The organism is Brevundimonas sp. GW821-FHT12C05, from assembly GCF_058807475.1.
In genome coordinates, this window is record NZ_JBXAQS010000001.1 from 260,197 (window position 1) to 277,610 (window position 17,414).

18 protein-coding genes are annotated in these 17,414 nt (G+C 68.7%); 6 read left to right on the forward strand and 12 right to left on the reverse strand.

What is annotated here, in order from left to right; genetic code table 11:
- Positions 1–71: 71 nt before the first annotated feature.
- The 4 genes from AC1RRF_RS01200 to AC1RRF_RS01215 all read left to right on the forward strand — a co-directional run bounded on the left by AC1RRF_RS01200 (position 72) and on the right by AC1RRF_RS01215 (position 4,411).
- Positions 72–992 (forward strand): DnaJ C-terminal domain-containing protein, encoded by a 921-nt coding sequence (locus AC1RRF_RS01200; protein WP_492832043.1) that lies wholly within the window; start codon positions 72–74, stop codon positions 990–992.
- A gap of 7 nt (positions 993–999) precedes the next feature.
- Positions 1,000–2,163: a phosphoserine transaminase gene (locus tag AC1RRF_RS01205; RefSeq protein WP_492832045.1), complete on the forward strand. Its 1,164-nt coding sequence runs from the start codon at positions 1,000–1,002 to the stop codon at positions 2,161–2,163.
- 72 nt (positions 2,164–2,235) lie between these two features.
- Complete coding sequence (locus AC1RRF_RS01210) at positions 2,236–3,531, forward strand: adenylosuccinate synthase (protein ID WP_492832047.1); 1,296 nt, start codon at positions 2,236–2,238, stop codon at positions 3,529–3,531.
- 73 nt (positions 3,532–3,604) lie between these two features.
- Entirely contained in the window at positions 3,605–4,411 is an 807-nt protein-coding gene (locus AC1RRF_RS01215; protein ID WP_492832049.1) for a response regulator, read from the forward strand.
- Positions 4,412–4,492: 81 nt separating this feature from the next.
- Here the strand turns inward: AC1RRF_RS01215 and rpoH are convergent, their stop codons facing one another.
- The 4 genes from rpoH to AC1RRF_RS01235 all read right to left on the reverse strand — a co-directional run bounded on the left by rpoH (position 4,493) and on the right by AC1RRF_RS01235 (position 7,610).
- Positions 4,493–5,380, reverse strand: a complete 888-nt coding sequence (rpoH, locus tag AC1RRF_RS01220) for an RNA polymerase sigma factor RpoH (RefSeq protein WP_492832051.1) — start codon at positions 5,378–5,380, stop codon at positions 4,493–4,495.
- Positions 5,381–5,592: 212 nt separating this feature from the next.
- Positions 5,593–5,898, reverse strand: coding sequence for a GNAT family N-acetyltransferase (locus AC1RRF_RS01225; protein WP_492832053.1), 306 nt, complete (start codon positions 5,896–5,898; stop codon positions 5,593–5,595).
- A gap of 12 nt (positions 5,899–5,910) precedes the next feature.
- Positions 5,911–6,612: a hypothetical protein gene (locus AC1RRF_RS01230; RefSeq protein WP_492832055.1), complete on the reverse strand. Its 702-nt coding sequence runs from the start codon at positions 6,610–6,612 to the stop codon at positions 5,911–5,913.
- The gene (locus AC1RRF_RS01235; protein ID WP_492832057.1) at positions 6,609–7,610 is read right to left on the reverse strand and encodes an RluA family pseudouridine synthase; all 1,002 of its coding nucleotides are present in this window, start codon (positions 7,608–7,610) and stop codon (positions 6,609–6,611) included. The genes AC1RRF_RS01230 and AC1RRF_RS01235 overlap by 4 nt, the downstream gene beginning before the upstream one ends.
- A gap of 126 nt (positions 7,611–7,736) precedes the next feature.
- Between AC1RRF_RS01235 and AC1RRF_RS01240 the strand changes: the two genes are divergently transcribed.
- A complete protein-coding gene (locus AC1RRF_RS01240; protein WP_492832059.1) occupies positions 7,737–8,375 on the forward strand; it encodes a DUF2799 domain-containing protein in 639 nt (212 codons plus the stop codon).
- Positions 8,376–8,418: 43 nt separating this feature from the next.
- Here the strand turns inward: AC1RRF_RS01240 and AC1RRF_RS01245 are convergent, their stop codons facing one another.
- The 8 genes from AC1RRF_RS01245 to AC1RRF_RS01280 form a co-directional block, all read right to left on the reverse strand.
- Complete coding sequence (locus AC1RRF_RS01245) at positions 8,419–9,444, reverse strand: class I fructose-bisphosphate aldolase (protein WP_492832061.1); 1,026 nt, start codon at positions 9,442–9,444, stop codon at positions 8,419–8,421.
- A gap of 85 nt (positions 9,445–9,529) precedes the next feature.
- On the reverse strand, positions 9,530–10,306 hold the full coding sequence (locus AC1RRF_RS01250; RefSeq protein ID WP_492832063.1) for a crotonase/enoyl-CoA hydratase family protein: 777 nt from the start codon (positions 10,304–10,306) through the stop codon (positions 9,530–9,532).
- Positions 10,307–10,317: 11 nt separating this feature from the next.
- Positions 10,318–11,517 carry a phosphoglycerate kinase gene (locus AC1RRF_RS01255; RefSeq protein WP_492832065.1) on the reverse strand — a complete coding sequence of 400 codons (1,200 nt, stop codon included), beginning with the start codon at positions 11,515–11,517 and terminating at the stop codon, positions 10,318–10,320.
- Positions 11,514–11,852: a hypothetical protein gene (locus AC1RRF_RS01260; RefSeq protein WP_492832067.1), complete on the reverse strand. Its 339-nt coding sequence runs from the start codon at positions 11,850–11,852 to the stop codon at positions 11,514–11,516. Before AC1RRF_RS01260 ends, AC1RRF_RS01255 begins: the two co-directional genes overlap by 4 nt.
- Positions 11,852–12,859 (reverse strand): type I glyceraldehyde-3-phosphate dehydrogenase, encoded by a 1,008-nt coding sequence (gene gap, locus AC1RRF_RS01265; protein WP_492832069.1) that lies wholly within the window; start codon positions 12,857–12,859, stop codon positions 11,852–11,854. Before gap ends, AC1RRF_RS01260 begins: the two co-directional genes overlap by 1 nt.
- A 114-nt stretch (positions 12,860–12,973) precedes the next feature.
- The gene (locus AC1RRF_RS01270; protein ID WP_492832071.1) at positions 12,974–14,281 is read right to left on the reverse strand and encodes a S41 family peptidase; all 1,308 of its coding nucleotides are present in this window, start codon (positions 14,279–14,281) and stop codon (positions 12,974–12,976) included.
- Positions 14,281–15,807 carry an ATP-binding protein gene (locus tag AC1RRF_RS01275; RefSeq protein WP_492832073.1) on the reverse strand — a complete coding sequence of 509 codons (1,527 nt, stop codon included), beginning with the start codon at positions 15,805–15,807 and terminating at the stop codon, positions 14,281–14,283. The genes AC1RRF_RS01270 and AC1RRF_RS01275 overlap by 1 nt, the downstream gene beginning before the upstream one ends.
- Positions 15,804–16,520 (reverse strand): response regulator, encoded by a 717-nt coding sequence (locus AC1RRF_RS01280; RefSeq protein ID WP_492832075.1) that lies wholly within the window; start codon positions 16,518–16,520, stop codon positions 15,804–15,806. The genes AC1RRF_RS01275 and AC1RRF_RS01280 overlap by 4 nt, the downstream gene beginning before the upstream one ends.
- 129 nt (positions 16,521–16,649) lie before the next feature.
- Here AC1RRF_RS01280 and AC1RRF_RS01285 point away from each other — a divergent pair, with 129 nt between their 5' ends.
- Positions 16,650–17,369 carry an EF-hand domain-containing protein gene (locus AC1RRF_RS01285; RefSeq protein ID WP_492832077.1) on the forward strand — a complete coding sequence of 240 codons (720 nt, stop codon included), beginning with the start codon at positions 16,650–16,652 and terminating at the stop codon, positions 17,367–17,369.
- Positions 17,370–17,414: the final 45 nt, after the last annotated feature.

Below are 17,414 nucleotides of genomic sequence, written 5' to 3' on the forward strand. Positions count from 1 at the left end.
AAGAGGTTTGCGGAATCCGCCGGATGACCTAACTGAAACCCTCGGCATCCAGCGCAGGAGCGGACTCGAACGTGGCGGGCGATCCCTACAAGGAACTGGGCGTGGCCCGGGGCGCGAGCCAGGACGAGATCAAGAAGGCGTTCCGCAAGCTCGCCAAGGAACTCCATCCGGACAAGAACCCCGGCAACAAGGAAACCGACGAGCGATTCAAGCGCGTCACGGCGGCTTTCGACATCCTGGGCGACAAGGACAAGCGAACGAAGTTCGACCGCGGCGAGATCGACGCCGACGGGCGCGAGCAGTTCCGCGGTTATGGCGGAGGTTCGGCGGGCGGCGGGCGCGGCCCCGGCCAGAACCCGTTCGGCCAGGGCGGCCAGCGCGGTGGTTTCGAGAACATCGACCTGGATGAAATCTTCGGCGGCATGTTCAGCGGCGGAGCCCGTCCCGGCGGCGCGCGCGGCGGTGGGTTCGCGACCAAGGGCCAGGATCTGCGCGCGACGCTCGAAATCGGCCTTGAGGACTCCATCTCCGGCGCGACCCGGCGGATCCAGTTCTCGGACGGGCGCACCCTGGATGTGGCCATTCCCAAGGGCGCGGGCGACGGCCAGACGATCCGGCTGAAGGGGCAGGGCATGCCCGGTCGAGGCGCCGAGAACGGCGACGCCCTGATCGAGCTCAAACTGATACCGCATCCAATCTTCACGCGTGACGGCGCCGACCTGACCATGGATCAGCCGGTGCCGCTGTACGACGCGGTGCTGGGGGGCAAGGTTCCGGTCCGGACGCCTGAAGGCACGGTCAGCATGACGATTCCCGCCGGGTCGAGTTCGGGCAAGGTGCTGCGCCTGAAGGGGCGGGGCGCCTATGCCAACGGCAAGCGCGGCGACCTGCTGGCCAAGCTGATGATCGTCCTGCCTGAAGGCGATGCAGCGCTGACCAAGCTGGCGCAGAAGGCGCGGGACGAGGGGCCGATCCGGCCATTCCGGGACTAGGGCGGCGATGGCGAACAAACCCAATGCGAAGCCGGCTCGCCCGTGGTTCTCCTCAGGGCCGACGGCGAAACGACCGGGGTGGTCGTCGCAGGCCCTGCCTCACGACCTGCTGGGCCGCGGCATTCGCGCGCCGGAAGTGGTGGCCCGGTTCGCCCATGGACTGAAGCTGACCCGCGACCTGCTGCAGGTCCCGGCGGACTGGGTGCTGGTCTATGTGCCCGGCTCCGACACAGGCGCTGTCGAGGCGGCCATGTGGTCGATGCTGGGCGAGCGTCCCGTGCAGGTCCTGGCGTTCGAGAATTTCGGCAAGGTCTGGGCGACGGACGCGAAAACCCACCTGAAGCTGGAACCCGAGGTGCTGTCGGCGGCATGGGGCCAATTTCCAGACGTGTCGAAGGTCGATCCGGCGAAGGATTTGATCTTCCCCTGGAACGGCACGACTTCGGGCGTGAAGGCGCCGGGGGCCGACTGGATCGCGGCGGACCGCGAGGGGATCGTGATCTGCGACGCCACCTCGGCCGCCTTCGCCATGCCCCTGCCGTGGAACAAGCTGGATGTGGTGACCTTCAGCTTCCAGAAGGCGTTGGGGGGCGAAGCCGGGTTGGGTGTCGCCGCGCTGTCGCCCCGGGCGGTGGAACGGCTGGACCGCTATGAGCCGCCGCGGCCGGTGCCCAAGGTGCTGCGTCTGCGCGACGACAAGGGCTTCGACCGGCTGCTGGCGACCGGCTCGATGCTGAACACCTTCTCGGTCTGGACGCTGGAAGACTGGATCGACGGAGTCGAATGGGGGCTGTCGGTCGGCGGTCTGGACGCCCTGATCGCCCGAACGGACGCCAACGCGGCGGCGCTGGATCAGTGGGTGTCGCGCACGCCTTGGGTCGAATACTTGGCTGCGACCACCGACATCCGCTCGACCACCTCCATCTGTCTGAACATCGTCGATCCGCGCGTCACCGGCATGGACGAAGACGCCCGCCGCGATCTGGTCACCCGTATGAAGGCGCTGGTCGAGGACGAAGGCGCCGCTTTCGACATTGAGGGCCACCGCAATGCGCCGGCCGGACTGCGGGTTTGGTGCGGCTGCACGATCGACGTCGCCGACATCGAAGCCCTGACGCCGTGGCTGGATTGGGCGTTTGCGACGGCGATGGCGGAATATTCCGCCGACTGACGGGACACCCGGCGATTCCCCGGTTATAGGCTGCGCCCGCATTCCGGATACCGGACAAGCGGAGAGTGAACCTTGGCGAACGTCGCAGTGGTCGGCGCCCAGTGGGGCGACGAGGGCAAGGGCAAGATCGTCGACTGGCTGTCGAACCGGGCCGACATGGTCGTGCGGTTCCAAGGCGGTCACAACGCGGGCCACACGCTGGTCGTAGACGGCAAGGTCTACAAGCTGGCGCTGCTGCCGTCGGGCGTGGTGCAGGGCAAGCCTTCAATCATCGGCAACGGCGTGGTGGTTGATCCCTGGCATCTGGTCGGCGAGATCGAGAAGATCCAGGCCCAGGGCGTCGCCATCACCTCCGACATCCTGACCATCGCCGACAACGCCTGCCTGATCCTGCCGATCCACCCGGCGTTGGACGTGGCGCGCGAGGCCGCCGCCAGCGCGCCGGGCGCCAAGATCGGCACGACCGGCCGCGGCATCGGCCCGGCCTATGAGGACAAGGTCGGTCGCCGCGCCATCCGCGTCTGCGACCTGGCCAACGAAGAAGATCTGAAGGTCAAGATCGACCGCCTGCGGTCGCACCACGATCCGCTGCGCGCCGGCCTGGGGTTGGAACCGATCGATCCGGCGGCGCTGCTGGCGCAACTGCTGGAGATCGCGCCCAAGATTCTTCCTTACGTGAAGCCGGCCTGGCGGGTGCTGGATCAGGCCAAGAAGGACGGCAAGCGCGTGCTGTTCGAGGGGGCGCAGGGCGCCTTCCTGGACGTGGACCACGGCACCTATCCCTACGTCACCAGCTCCAACACCGTGGCCGGACAGGCGGCGGCGGGATCCGGCATCGGGCCGCGCGGCGTCGGCTATGTGCTGGGCATCGTGAAGGCCTATACGACCCGCGTCGGCGAGGGCCCGTTCGCCTGTGAACTGAATGACGAAGTGGGCGAGCATCTGGCGGTCGTGGGCCGCGAGGTCGGCGTCAACACGGGTCGGGCGCGGCGGTGCGGCTGGTTCGACGCGGTTCTGGTGCGTCAGTCGGTGGCGATCAACGGCATCGACGGCATCGCCCTGACCAAGCTGGACGTGCTTGACGGCCTGAAGACGCTGAAGATCTGCGTCGGCTATCGCATCAACGGCGAGGTGCTGGACTACCTGCCCTCGAGCCTGAAGGACCAGGCCTCGGCCGAGCCGGTGTTCGAGGAGTTGGAAGGCTGGACCGAGAGCACGGGCGGGGTGCGGACGTTCAAGGACTTGAACGCCCACGCGCTGAAATACGTGCGCCGGATCGAGGAACTGATCGGCGCGCCTGTGGCCCTGCTGTCGACCAGCCCCGAGCGGGACGACACCATCATGATGCGCGATCCCTTCCTCGGCTGAGCCGGGAAGCCAGCGTTCAAGGCAATTTAACCCGGCGCGGTCATAGGGTGGCGGACCTGAGGGAGGTTCGTGCGTGTTCGCAATTGATCGTCGTATCCTGGCCCGGATCGAACCGGTGACGAAGCGGGTCCTGATCGTGGATCCGAACCCTCACGCCGCGCGCCTGCTCACCGATATCGTCAAGGCGCTGGGCGCCCGCGACATCATTATCGAAGCCGACGAGGAGCGGGCGATGAAGGCCGCCGCGGCGCTGGAGCCCGGGATCGTCTTCACCGAACGCACCGGCCCGGGCCTGGCCGGTGAAAGCCTGTCCCGCCGCATCCGCCGCTCCGACATGGACTGCCGGCGCGCACCGATCATCATGGTGACGGCGGAGGCCACGGCCACGACCATTCTCGGCGCTCGCGACGCCGGCGTGCATGAATTCCTGCGCAAGCCCTTCACCAGCGGCGATCTGCTCAAGCGAGTCGAGAACGTGGCCCTGAAGCCGCGCGACTGGATCGAGGCCGTCGGCTACGTCGGTCCTGACCGCCGCCGTTTCAACTCGGGCGAATACACGGGCCCGGCCAAGCGCAGGGGGGATCGCGCCGCCAGCGGCGCCGCCGCCGTTGAAGCCGCCAAGGATCAGGCCATGCGCATCCTGGCTTCGGCCCTGGACCAGTTCGATCAGGATCCGATGCAGGCCGTCCGCGCGATCCGCGAGCAGGCCGCGACGCTCAAGACCATCGCCATGAAGGTTTCGGACACGCGGCTGGTGGTCGCCGTCGGCGCACTGGAAGTCAGCCTGGCCTCGGGGCCGGGCACGAAGGAGACGCTGTCTGCGCCCATCGGCGCCCTGCTGGCCATGCATCAGGCCCAGCCCATGAAAAAGGCGGGCTGAAACAGCCCGCCTTCGTCACTTCTGTTTGCGCTAACGCTTGCCGCCCGGCGGCGCGCTGCTTGAGCGCGTCTTCGCTCTGGATCAGGCGTTGACCAGGTTCCGCTCTTCGGCGGCGGCGCGCATGGCCTTCTGCAGCTTCTCGAAGGCCCGCACCTCGATCTGGCGCACGCGCTCGCGGCTGACGCCGTATTGGCCGGCGAGTTCTTCCAGCGTGACCGGATCGTCCTTCAGGCGACGCTCGGTCAGGATGTGCTTCTCGCGCTCGGTCAGCTCCTGCATGGCTTCCTGCAGCAGGCCCATGCGGAGCGACTTTTCCTCGCTCTCGGCCAGCGCCGTCTCCTGCGAAACGGCGGTGTCATCGGCCAGCCAGTCCTGCCATTCGCTCTCGCCGTCCGCGCGCAGCGGCGCGTTCAGCGAGGCGTCGCCCCCGAGGCGGCGGTTCATGCTGATCACGTCCTCATTGGTCACGCCCAGCTTGGTGGCGATCGCCTCGACGTGCTCGGGACGCAGGTCGCCTTCCTCGAAGGCCGAGATCTGGCTCTTGGCCTTGCGCAGGTTGAAGAACAGCTTCTTCTGCGCCGCGGTGGTGCCCATCTTCACGAGCGACCAGCTGCGCAGGATGTATTCCTGGATCGAGGCGCGGATCCACCACATGGCGTAGGTCGCCAGGCGGAAGCCCTTGTCCGGATCGAATTTCTTGACGGCCTGCATCAGGCCGACGTTGCCCTCGGAGATCACTTCGCCGATCGGCAGGCCGTAGCCGCGATAGCCCATGGCGATCTTGGCCACGAGACGAAGGTGCGAGGTTACGAGGCGGTGGGCGGCTTCAGGGTCCTGATGCTCAGTCCAGCGCTTGGCCAGCATGAACTCTTCGTCCTTGGCCAGCATCGGAAACTTGCGGATTTCCGTGAGATAGCGCGACAGCCCCTGTTCAGGCGACATTACCGCGAGAGATTTAGCGACAGCCATTTGGTCCCTCCGACCGAAACTATGAGCGGGTCCATCGGAAACGGCCACCGAATGTGCGCCGTCGCCTCACCCCTCAACTGATGAAGTAGGGACGGGTTTCCGTCTTTGTCAGAGGCGGATCGTCACACGAAAGCGTGACCGTTGCCCGGGCGCCACTACGCCAGTCGAGGGCGCTTATAACCGATAGTCAGTCCTCAATCAAGACTGACTATTCAGAGGCCCAGAATCTGGCGGTAGGTCGGGTGGACGACATCCGCATGTTCCGGGTGCTTCTGGAAATAGGCCGAGAAGAACGGGCAGACGGGCAGGATCAGAAGGCCGCGCGCGCGGGCGTCCTCGATCACATGTTTGGCCAGACGGCTGGCGATGCCGCGGCCTTCCAGCTTCACGGGCACCAGGGTCTCGGTGATCATCAGATTGGGTGGCGACAGGTTATAGGTCACCACGGCGATGTCGCCCTCGATCGGCAGTTCGTAGCGTTTGGCGTCGGCGTTATCGCGGATGTCAGGGTCGGCCATGGGGCGCTCCATTCAATAGAAGTCGATGTGGATGTGGTCGTCATGCCGCGCGGCCTGACATCCTGCAAAGCGTAGCTTGGGGTGGCCCCACAGGCCCAGACGCCGCTCAAGATGGGGTTCGATCAGGACGCGGCGAACCCGGGATTCCGCGATGAGGGTTTCCAGCAACGCCTTGGTCCGGGCTTCGTCGAGTCGCCAGGGGCGATCGGCGGGCGGATCCGGCTTTTCGGCGCGGCTCGGACGGCCGTTCGGGCAGGCGACCTGTTCGCCGACGCGCGGCGGCTCCGCGGGCCAGTAGCCGCCATATCGATCGGTCGACGGAAAGGCGTCCAACGGCCTGCCCCGGACGTCGGTATAGTAGAGACCCAGGTCGATCTGACGCCCGTCTCCATGACTGAGGTGCGGCGGAAAAGGCTTGATCCCTTTCGGCCCCGAGGCGTCCATGAAGCGCAGGACCTCGCCCGGATAACGCTCACGCATGGCCGAAGCGGCGGCGACGAGGGCGTCGCGGGCGGCGGGCGTCACATAGTGCCGGTCGCGACGGCAGTAGTAGGGGCGCGTGGGCTCGAGCGGCGTCGAGCCGTCGCAGGGCAGGGTGACGAGGCCTGCTTCATTAGGCGTGGTCGAACCCGGCTTTCCGGTCCAGGGCGTCTGAAGGGCGAGCCGCTCGCAGGCGGCTAGGGTGAGCAGCAGCAGGAGCGCGAAACCCCTCACAGAGCGGAGAGTCCATCTTCCAGCGCCCGCATGTCATCGGGAGGGGGAGTCTCGAATCGCAGGGCTTCGCCGGTCACGGGATGGACGAAGCCCAGCACGGCGGCGTGCAGGGCTTGCCGCGTCAGGCCGGCCTCGGCGATCGCCGCGCGAACGGGCGTCGCCGGGCTGCCGGAGCCGTAGGTCGCGTCACCGAGAATGGGGGAACCCTTGGAGGCCAGATGCACGCGGATCTGGTGGGTGCGGCCGGTATGCAGGGTGCAGGCGACCCGGGCGGCCAGGGGCGCGCCGCCCGCGCGGGCGGGCTCGCCGAAGGTGCGCTGGACCACATAGTCGGTGATGGCGTTGCGGCCGCCGGAGCGCAGCACGGCCATCTTCTTGCGGTCCGACGATGAGCGGCCGATCAGGGTCTCGATCCGGCCCTTCTCCGGGCTGGGCGCGCCCCGCGTCAGGGCGATGTAGGTCCGCTCGATGTCATGGGCGGCGAACAGGGCCGATAGTCCCGCGTGCGCCCGGTCGGTCTTGGCCGCGACCATCACGCCCGAGGTGTCCTTGTCCAGCCGGTGGACGATGCCCGGTCGGGCCACGCCGCCGATGCCGGACAGGCTGTCGCCGCAGTGGGCCAGCAGGGCGTTGACCAGGGTGCCGGTCTCGCTGCCCGGCGCCGGATGGGCGGCTATCCCCGCCGGCTTGTCGATGACGATGAGATCCGCGTCCTCGTAGAGCACGGTCAGCGGAATGGCCTCCGGCTGCGGCGTGGCCGGCGCCACGGGCGGCAGGGTGACGATGTACAGACCCGCCCGCGCCTTGGCCGAGCCGCTGGCGACGGGGACTCCCTCGAAGCTGACGGCGCCCTCGGCCAGCAGCGCCTGCAAACGGGCGCGCGACAGGGTGGGGAAGACATCGGCCAGCGCCTTGTCCAGACGCACGCCCGGCGTCTCGATGCGGGCCTCCAGCACCGTCGTCTCGTCGTCTTCCGTCAGCAGGGGTTCGTCGGACACCAGGCGCTCCGCCGCCGGACGGCGGTTCAGTCCGTCTAGCATGCTCCGGACCGTCGGCGTCAAACGGGGGCTTGGTCAAAGCTTAACCGTAAGTTACCCTCCGCCCGTCTTCGAGGGAGGGGTCCCATGCGTACCGTTCTGTTGAGCATCGGCTTGATTGTCGCCGCCACGTTGCTGGGCAGCTGCGCGACGATGAGCGCGGAAGAATGCGCGGCCGGCGACTGGAACGGCAAGGGCTTCTCGGACGGCGCGGCGGGCTACGCTCAGAGCCGTCTGGGCGAACATGCCCAAGCCTGCACCAAGCATGGGATCACGCCGGACGATGACGCCTACCGCGCCGGTTGGGCCCAGGGCGTGCTGCGCTACTGCACCCCGCCGAACGGTTTCGCGCAGGGCCGCAGCGGCTCCGCCTACAACGGGGTCTGCCCCGCGAACCTCGAGGATGACTTCCTGCCCGCCTATCAGGATGGTCAGCTTGTCTACGCGTCGGAGCAAGCGATCTCCAACGCGCGCAGCAGTGTCGACAGCCTGGGCGGACGGTTGGAGGAGCTGGACGACAAGCTCATTTCCAAACAGCGCGAGCTGCGCGGCGAGGGGCTGACGGACGAGCAGCGCGACCAGCTCCGCAACCGCATCCAGGAAATCCGCCGCGAGCGCGAGGACACCGAACGCAACTGGCGCCGCGCGCAGCGCGACCTCGACGACGCAGAGCGCAACGCGCGCGACGTGCGCTATCGCCTACAGCGTTACTACGGCTCCTGGTGAATCTGGCGGGCGGGCGTCATGCGCCCGCCCTGCCGATCGGCGGTCAGGCCGCCTTCTTTTCCAGCTTGGCGTCCCACTGACCCAGCGAGGCCAGGCCGTTCATGCGGGCGCGGTGGTGGAAGGCCGCTTGGGCCTTGGCGACGTTCTCGGCCTTGCCCGACCAGGCGCGCTGCGGCGCGGCCTGCAGGGCGCGGCCGTACGAGAAGGTCATCTTCCACGGGAAGCCGCCGATGCGGTTCATGGCGTCCAGGTGGGCCGTGGCCTGTTCGTCCGTCTGCCCGCCCGACAGATAGGCGATGCCCGGCACGGCCGACGGCACGGTGGCCTTCAGGGCGGCGATGGTGCGTTCGGCGACTTCGTCGACCGTCGCCTGACGCAGGCTGCCCTTGCCCGAGATGACCATGTTCGGCTTCAGGATGATGCCTTCCAGCGCCACGCGCTGCTCGGCCAGTTCGTTGAAGACCGTCTGCAGCACCTGACGGGTGACTTCGTCGCAGCGCGCGATGTCGTGCGAGCCGTCCATCAGCACTTCCGGCTCGACGATCGGCACGATCTGCTCCTGCTGGCAGATGCGGGCGTAGCGGGCCAGGGCGTGGGCGTTGGTCTTGATGGCGCCCCAGGTCGGGACGCCGTCGGCGATGTCGATGACGCCACGCCATTTGGCGAAGCGGGCGCCGCGCTCGTAGTGGGCGCGCAGGCGCTTGGACAGGCCGTCCAGGCCCTTGGTCGCCGTCTCGCCGGGGAAGCCGGCCATCTTGGAGGCGCCCTTGTCGACCTTGATGCCCGGGATCGAGCCGGCGGCCGAGATCAGGTCGACCAGCGGCGTGCCGTCCTTGGCGTCCTGATACAGGGTTTCCTCGAACAGGATCACGCCCGAGATGTGCTCGCGCATCGTCTGCTCGGCGCGGAACATCAGCTCGCGATAGTCGCGGCGGTTTTCTTCGGTATTTTCGACACCGATCGCGTCAAAGCGCTTCTTGATCGTGCCCGTGGATTCGTCAGCCGCCAGAATGCCCTTGCCGGGCGCGACCATGGCTTCGGCCACGAGGTTGAGAGCCGCCAGATCCATCGGATTTCCCCTGAGTTGATGATTTGCGTGGCGGTCTAGCGCCGAACGCGGACGAAGTCATCACGCCTTGTTACAGGCGCGGGGCTCAGCGGCCCTTGAACACCGGTGTCTGTCTGGCGATGAAGGCGGCTACTGCGGTCTGGGCGTCCTCGGTGGCCATCAGGGCGCGCACGTCGTTGAACAGCGTGGCCTTGGCGGCGTCCGGATCGGTCTGGGCCAGACGGGCGGACTTCAGGGTGGCGGCGACGCCCAGCGGCGCCTGGGCCGAGATACGCTCGGCGAGGGCGACGGCTCGCTCCAGCGCCTGACCCGGCGCGACGATCTCCTGCACCAGACCCAGCTGCCGGGCATCTTCGACGCCGAACTCGTCGCCGGTCAGCAGCCAGCGCATGGCGTTCTGGTAGCCGCCAGCCTGGGCCATGCGGATGGTGGCCCCGCCGAAGGGGAAGATGCCGCGCGCGACCTCGATCTGGGCGAAGGTCGCGGTCTCGTCGGCGACCACGATGTCGGACGACAGAGCCAGTTCGATGCCCAGCGTCAGGCATTTGCCGTGGATCGCCGCCACGATCGGCTTGGGACAGCGCTCACCGTACAGGCCCCAGGGATCGACACGGATGCCGCCCATCAGGTCGTCGCCGGCCAGAACGCGCGGGGCCACGTCGGCCAGGTCCAGACCGGCGGTGAACATCGAGCCGTGGGCGAACAGCACGCCGCAACGGATGTCCGGGGCGTCTGCCAGATCGGTATAGGCCTGGGCCAGTTCGGCCAGCATGGCGAAGGTGAAGGCGTTGCGCTTCTCGGGCCGGTTCAGTCCGATCAGCCGGACGTGACCGCGATCCTCGATGGTGATGGTGTCCGGCATGGTTCGCGTCCTTAGTTGACTTGCAGCGCCTCGACGCCGGGCAGGGGCTTGCCCTCCATCCACTCCAGGAAGGCGCCCCCGGCGGTGGAAACGAAGGTCATGTCGTCCGCCACGCCCGCATGATGCAGGGCTGCGACGGTGTCGCCGCCGCCGGCCACGGCGACCAGCGCGCCGGCCTTGACCAGTTCGGCCGCGTGCTTGGCCGCCGCCACCGTGGCGGCGTCGAAGGGCGGCACCTCGAACACGCCCAGCGGGCCGTTCCAGATCAGGGTCTTGGAGGCGTCCATGGCGGCGATCAGGCGCGCCACGGTCTCGGGACCGGCGTCCAGGATCTTGTCGTCGGCGGCCAGCGCCTCGCCGGCCTTGAGGGTGCGCGTCGCGGCGCCCGGCTTGACCTCGGTCGCCACCACCACGTCGATGGGCAGCAGCAGTTCGCAGCCCTTGGCCTTCGCCGTCTCCATGATGGCGCGGGCGGTGTCGGCCATGTCCTTCTCTGCCAGCGAGCCGCCGATATCGACGCCTTGGGCGTACAGGAAGGTGTTGGCCATGCCTCCGCCGATGGCCAGGCGGTCCAGCTTGGCGACCAGGTTCTGCAGCAGGTCCAGCTTGGTCGAGACCTTGGCCCCGCCGACGATGCCGATCACCGGCTTGACCGGATTGCCCAATGCCTTGTCCAGCGCATCCAGCTCACGGCGCATCGACTCGCCGGCGTAGGCGGGCAGCAGGCGGGCAAGTCCCTCGGTCGAGGCGTGGGCGCGGTGCGCGGCGGAGAAGGCGTCGTTGACATAGACGTCGCCCAGCTCGGCCAGCTGTTTGGCGAAGGCCGGGTCGTTCTTTTCCTCGCCCGCGTGGAAGCGGACGTTTTCCAGCAGCACCACGCCGCCCGCATCCAGGTCGGCGATGGCGGCCTTGGCCTCGTCGCCGACGCAGTCATTGGCGAAGCGGACGGGCGCGCCCAGCAATTGCTCCAGGTCGTCGACGACCGGCTGCAGGCTCATCGACGGCACGCGCTGGCCCTTGGGCCGGTCGAAGTGGGCCAGCAGGGCCACCTTGGCGCCCGCATCGCGCAGCTTGTTGATCGTCGGCAAGGCGACGCGCAGGCGGGTGTCCTCGGTGACCTTCCCGGCCTCCATCGGCACGTTGAAGTCCACACGAACCAGCGCGGTCTTGCCGGCGAGGGAGCCTGCGTCGTCGAGGGTGCGGAAGGTCATGACATCTGTCCGGTAGCAAGAAAGGAGAAGAGCATCACGACGGCTCCCGTTGCGATGAAGTGGAAGACGGTCACCACAGGAACGAGCAGGAAGGCAAGAAGCCACTTGCGGGTCATCACATGATCGACAAGCGCCCATATGGCCAAGGCCAAAATGGATGCCGGCCAAAGGTGGCCGACCGCCGAGTAGGCCAGGTCAGTGAGACCGCCTAACGGCAGGAATGGTGCGATTGCGCACCAAAGGTAGACGAGGAAGCCGACGGCGACCCGAGCCGGCGCGGTCCGAGCCGGAAACGAAGAAGGCCGGCGAACGATCTCACCGGCCTCCGTCATCATCAGAGGAATTTGGCCATCACCAGCGCGGTGTCGGACATCCGCGTCGCGAAGCCCCACTCGTTGTCGTACCAGCTGAGGACACGAGCCAGCTTGCCGTCAACGACCTGGGTCTGGGGCAGGGCGGCGGTGGACGAGGCCGCGATGTGGTTCAGGTCCGACGAGACCAGCGGGTCGGTCGTCGTGAACAGCACGCCCTTCATCGGACCGTCGGCGGCGGCCTGCAGAGCGGCGTTGATCTCGGCCACGGTCACTTCGCGACCGGCGACGACCTTCAGGTCGACGACCGAGACGTTCGGGGTCGGGACGCGGATCGACGAGCCGTCCAGCTTGCCCTTCAGTTCCGGCAGCACCAGGCCCAGGGCCTTGGCGGCGCCGGTCGAGGTCGGGATCATCGACAGGGCGGCGGCGCGGCCCCGGTACAGATCCTTGTGCATCGTATCCAGCGTGGGCTGGTCGCCGGTGTAGGCGTGGATGGTGGTCATGTAGCCGCGCTCGATGCCGAACAGGTCGTTCAGCACCTTGGCCACCGGCGCCAGGGCGTTGGTGGTGCACGAGCCGTTCGAGACGATGATGTCGTCGGCGGTCAGGGTCTCGTGGTTGACCTTGTAGACAATGGTCTTGTCGGCGTTCTCGCCCGGCGCCGAGATCAGCACGCGTTTGGCGCCGGCCTTCAGGTGGGCCTCGGCCTTGTCACGGGCGGTGAAGATGCCGGTGCACTCGAACGCGATGTCGACGTTCAGTTCCTTGTGCGGCAGGTTCGCGGGATCGCGCTCGGCGGTCACCTTGATCTTGCCCAGGCCCACGTCGATCCAGTCGTCGCCGTGCTCGACCGTCCCGGGGAAGCGGCCGTGGACCGAGTCGTACTTCAGCAGGTGGGCGTTGGTGGACACCGGGCCCAGATCGTTGATCGCCACCACCTCGATGTCGCGACGGCCGTGCTCGACGATCGAACGCAGGACGAGGCGGCCGATGCGGCCGAAACCATTGATGGCGACGCGGACGGTCATGGGCAGGGCTCCTTTGGAAGCGCGATGTTCAGGGTCGGCGCTTCAATGGAACCCTCGGGCCGGGGATTCAACCCCGCGGCCGTAACAAGGCGTGATCAACTGTAACGCCGACCCTCAATCGGTGCGGCGTGCGCGCGGCCCCGGGCCGTTCGGGCTCAGGCCGTCGAAGGCCGTCACCCGCCCGCTCGCATCGCGGCTGAAGCGGTAGCGCCGCGACGGATCGCCGACCACGGTGAAGGTGTCTCCGTCCAGTCGTCGCAGCAGAACCGGCGGACGGCGGCCGCGCGCGATGGCCAGGCCGTCTCCGCTCACCGACACCGTCGCTTCGCCATAGGTCCCCGCATAGGGAACCAGGTCGCCCGGCGCGGCCGAGGCGGTCAGGGCTTCCAGCGCCCAGACGGCGTCGCGTCGGCCGGCGTCAGCCGCGACGATTCGCTCCAGCGCCAACACCTGGGCCTGGTCCAACGCCTCGCTCCACGGCGTGGCTTCGTCGGGCTGCACGCCGGTTCCTTCCCAGTTCCGGCCCGTGACGGGATTGCGGGGCGATCCTTGCGAGATGAAGACCGCGAACCCGCCGCCGACCGGAACCATGCCGCCCGGATTGGCCGCGCCGCCGGAGGCTTCGCCGACGATCGTCGCCCGGCGGGCGCCCTGCAGGGTGTAGGGGAAGGCCTCGCCCGCCGACCCGGTCCGGGCGCTGATCAGCACATACAGCGGCACATCCAGCCGGGGCGTCGGATAGAAGACCGTCGGCGCCTCGCTCCGGGTTCCCTCGCGGCTGTGGAAGATGTTGTAGATCGGCGCATTGGCCGGGGTGAAGGCGCTGGTCAGGTAGCCGACCATCGACGGCGCGCCGCCGCCATTGTCGCGCAGGTCGAAGATGACCGCGTCCGCATCCGCCACGAAGGCCAGGGCCGCGTCCGCCGCCTTGCGCGCCGGATCATCCGGATTGGCGAAGTCGATGTTCGAGAACTGGCGCAGGTCGATGTAGCCGATGTTGCCCGGCAGGATCTCGACCTTGCGGAAGCCGTAGTGGGCGCGCGCCTCCGGGTTCTGGCCCCGCGCCGTGGGGCGGGGCGGCGGTCCGCCTTCGCCCGGACGCAAGCGCACGGCGGGCGCGTCCGGATCGTAGGCGACGTTGAAATGCGCATCGGCGGGCCGCAGACGGGCGCTCAGCGCGGCGGCCAGGTCCGGCCCATCCGTGAGGGCGTCGAAGGCGCCGGAGGCGGCGGCCTGTTCCAGAGCGCCGGCGATCCGCTCGGCGGCGGCGGGATCGAAATAGAGCTGACGGATGCGGGCCGCGACGGCGTCGGCGGTCTGGCGCGGGGTCAGCCGCTCCGCCGCCGCGACCGGCGCGGGCGGCTGTTGGGCGACGGCGGGCGTCGCAGCCAGCAGGACGGCGGCGATCAGGAGATGACGCATCAGGCAGGCTCCGCTGTGTTCAGGGGCAGGTGCAGCCGGGCGGTCAGGCCGCCGCCCGTTCGGTTGGAGAGGACCACGTCCCCGCCTGAGGCGCGCGCCGCCTGTCGGGCGACGGTCAGGCCGAGGCCTGCGCCGCCGGTTTCGCGGCTGCGCGACCGCTCGCCGCGATGGAAGGGTTCGAACGCCGTCTCCAGTTCCTCTTCCGGCAGGCCAGGCCCGTCGTCCTCGACGGTGACGACCGCGGCTCCGTCGGCGGCGAAGGCCTTCACCCGCGCGCCGCCGCCGTATTTCACGGCGTTGCCGACCAGGTTGTCCAGCGCCCGGCGCAGGGCGGCCGGGTCGGCCATCACAGACAGAGTCTGGCCGCCGTCGAACGCCACCCCCGCCCCGGTCTCGGCGAAACCCGCCACGCAGTCCGCGGCCAGGGTATCCAGGTCCAGCGCCTCGCGCCGCTCCGGCTGCGTCTCGCCGCGCACGAAGGCCATGGCCTGGGCGATCAGGGCGTCCATCTCCTCGATGTCGGCGGCCATGCGGTCGCGCACCGTGTCCGGCGCCTGCTCGGCCCGGAAGCGCAGCCGGGTCAGCGGGGTGCGCAGGTCGTGGGCGATGGCGGCCACCGTCTGGGTTCGCTGGCGCATGTGGTTGCGCAAGGACGCCTGCATGTCGTTGAAGGCGTGGATGGCGGTGCGCACCTCGCTGGGTCCTGACGGCGTCAGCGGTTCGGCGTCGGGATCGGCTCCCAGTCGCTCGGCGGCGTCGGCGAAGACCCGGATCGGCCGCGTCAGCCGCCGCGCCATCCACCACACCAGCGGCGCCAGCAGAAGCATCGAGATCAGAAGCCCCAGCAGCACCCTCTGCTGCCACGGCGACAGCAGGCCGCGCGGGGGCTCAACCGTGGCCCAGCGCCCGTCGTCCTGCTGCACCGAGGCGGTGAAGGGGGCGAAGGTCAGCCGGTCGGCCTGGATGGTGAACTGCTGGATGGTCGAGTTCATGATCGTGCGGCCGTCGCCTTCCGCACGGCGCATGGTGAAGCGCGTCGGGCCATCCCGGGACGTCACGACGGCGCCGCTGCGAACTGTGGTCGCGCCACCCGGCCCGTCGGGGCGAACGAAGATGAAATCCGCCTCGCGCGGCCGCCCGCGGGCGTCCTCCTCCTCGGGCGGCCTTTCGCGGCGCGGACCCCGACGGCGCGGACCGTGTTCGACGGAGACCCGCACCTTGCCCGGCGCGACATCCAGCCGTTGGGCCAGGTAGCCGGCTATGGCCAGGGCTATCGGATCGCCGGCGTCACGGTCGCTGCGTTTGACGGGTTCATCGGTGATGCGGCGGCGCAGGGGGCGCCCGTCCGAGGTCTCGGCGGTCTCGCCTTTCAGGGCCTGGACGGCGGCGGCCATGCTGAAGCCCACGGGCTTGGGATCAGGCGACAGCACGACCAGGCCGAAGGTCACGGCCTGCGACAGGATCAGCGCCACCGCCGCCAGCGCGGCGACCTGGACGAAGACCGGGAAGGAGGAGGGACGCTTCAAGTCGCGGCCCGTTGCCGTTCGACCTTCACGTCGAACATATAGCCCTCGCCGCGCAGGGTCTGGATCATCTCCAGCCCCGAACCGTCGTCCAGCTTCTTCCTCAGGCGGCTTATCTGCACGTCCATGGCGCGGTCGAAGACATCGGCGTCCGCGCCCCGAGCCCGTTCCAGCAACTGGTCACGGGTCATGACCCGTCCGGGCCGTTCAGCGAAGGCGCGGAGCAGGGCGAATTCGCCGGCGGACAGGCTGACTGGCTCGCCATCCGGCCGGGTCAGGTCGCGCCGCAGCAGGTCCAACCGCCAGCCGGCGAAATTCAACGCCGGTCCGGTCGTGCCCGGCTCCTCGCGCGGACGGCGCAGCACGGCCCGCACCCGGGCCAGCAGTTCGCGGGGATTGCAGGGTTTGGCCAGGTAGTCGTCGGCGCCCAGTTCCAGGCCGATGATCCGGTCGGTGTCCTCGCCCATGGCGCTCAGCATCACGATCGGCACGCCCTTGCCGGACATGCGGCGGCAGACGGACAGCCCGTCCTCGCCCGGCATCATCAGGTCCAGCACGATCAGGTCGGGCGCGCGGGTCGCGATGGCGCGGTCCATCTCGGCGGCCGAGGCGGCGCCCACGGCGTCATAGCCGTGCTGGATCAGATAGTCGCACAGCACCTCGCGGATGCCGGGATCGTCGTCGACGACGAGAATGCGTTGGGTGTCGTTCTGCATGGCCGCCATTCTGTCGAACCTTGAAGACGCCGTCATTTCAGCACTGAAACATTGTCCGCGAACGCTGAAATATCGATGCAAGGCGACGGTGCTTCAACAGGCCATCGAAACGTCTGAAGGCCCTCGCCCATGCTGACCCTGATCGCCCTGTCCGCCGCCCTGATGCAGGACCCGCCCGCGCCGCCGCCCGCACCGGAAGCGCGCAGCAGCCACTTTGTCTTCATGGGCGCCGGCGGCGACGGTCCGGGCAATATCGACGCGGACGGCGACGGCCAGATCACCCGCGAGGAATTCGCCGCGCCCCTGAACGACGCCTTCGGCCGGATGGACAAGGACGGCGATGGTCGCCTGTCGCGGGACGAAATGGCGTCCGACCATGGGCCGGGCGGCGGTCATGTCGCCGTCCGGCGTCTGGGCGGCGGGGCCGGCGTGGAGCGTTTCGAACTTCGGCGTCCGGGTCCGGGGGGCGAGCGCGCAGCCCGCTTCGAACGCGACGGCGAGCACACCATGGTCTTCGTCGGTCCGGACGGCCCGGGCGAGGACGCCCGCGTTGTGGTCCGCACCCTGCCGGATGGCGGCCCTGGCGCGGTGCATATCCGGCGCGGTCCGGGCGGCGGGCGGGACGCCAGGGTCGAGGTTCGTACAGTCGGCGGCTCCGGCCACGACTCCGACGATCTGGACAAGGACGGCGACGGCAAGATCAGCGAGGCCGAGTTTGTCGCGCCGCTGCGCGAAGCCTTCTCCCGGATGGACGCCGACCACTCCGGTTTCGTCGAGGAGGGCGAGGGCGCCGGCGAAAACCAGGTCCACGTCTTCGCCCGCCGCACCGCGCCGACCGACGGCGAGTGATCCGCACCCGGCGAATTCGTGATTTGGCCGTCATACGGCGGGCGC

Bases quoted from the DNA above. Each gene is read 5' to 3' on its own strand.
- AC1RRF_RS01240 (WP_492832059.1), top strand. From the start codon at position 7,737: ATGCGTACCGTTCTGTTGAGCATCGGCTTGATTGTCGCCGCCACGTTG.
- AC1RRF_RS01270 (WP_492832071.1), bottom strand. From the start codon at position 14,281: ATGCGTCATCTCCTGATCGCCGCCGTCCTGCTGGCTGCGACGCCCGCC.
- AC1RRF_RS01255 (WP_492832065.1), bottom strand. From the start codon at position 11,517: ATGACCTTCCGCACCCTCGACGACGCAGGCTCCCTCGCCGGCAAGACC.
- AC1RRF_RS01285 (WP_492832077.1), top strand. From the start codon at position 16,650: ATGCTGACCCTGATCGCCCTGTCCGCCGCCCTGATGCAGGACCCGCCC.
- AC1RRF_RS01250 (WP_492832063.1), bottom strand. From the start codon at position 10,306: ATGCCGGACACCATCACCATCGAGGATCGCGGTCACGTCCGGCTGATC.
- AC1RRF_RS01205 (WP_492832045.1), top strand. From the start codon at position 1,000: ATGGCGAACAAACCCAATGCGAAGCCGGCTCGCCCGTGGTTCTCCTCA.
- AC1RRF_RS01280 (WP_492832075.1), bottom strand. From the start codon at position 16,520: ATGCAGAACGACACCCAACGCATTCTCGTCGTCGACGACGATCCCGGC.
- rpoH (WP_492832051.1), bottom strand. From the start codon at position 5,380: ATGGCTGTCGCTAAATCTCTCGCGGTAATGTCGCCTGAACAGGGGCTG.
- AC1RRF_RS01225 (WP_492832053.1), bottom strand. From the start codon at position 5,898: ATGGCCGACCCTGACATCCGCGATAACGCCGACGCCAAACGCTACGAA.
- AC1RRF_RS01260 (WP_492832067.1), bottom strand. From the start codon at position 11,852: ATGATGACGGAGGCCGGTGAGATCGTTCGCCGGCCTTCTTCGTTTCCG.
- gap (WP_492832069.1), bottom strand. From the start codon at position 12,859: ATGACCGTCCGCGTCGCCATCAATGGTTTCGGCCGCATCGGCCGCCTC.
- AC1RRF_RS01245 (WP_492832061.1), bottom strand. From the start codon at position 9,444: ATGGATCTGGCGGCTCTCAACCTCGTGGCCGAAGCCATGGTCGCGCCC.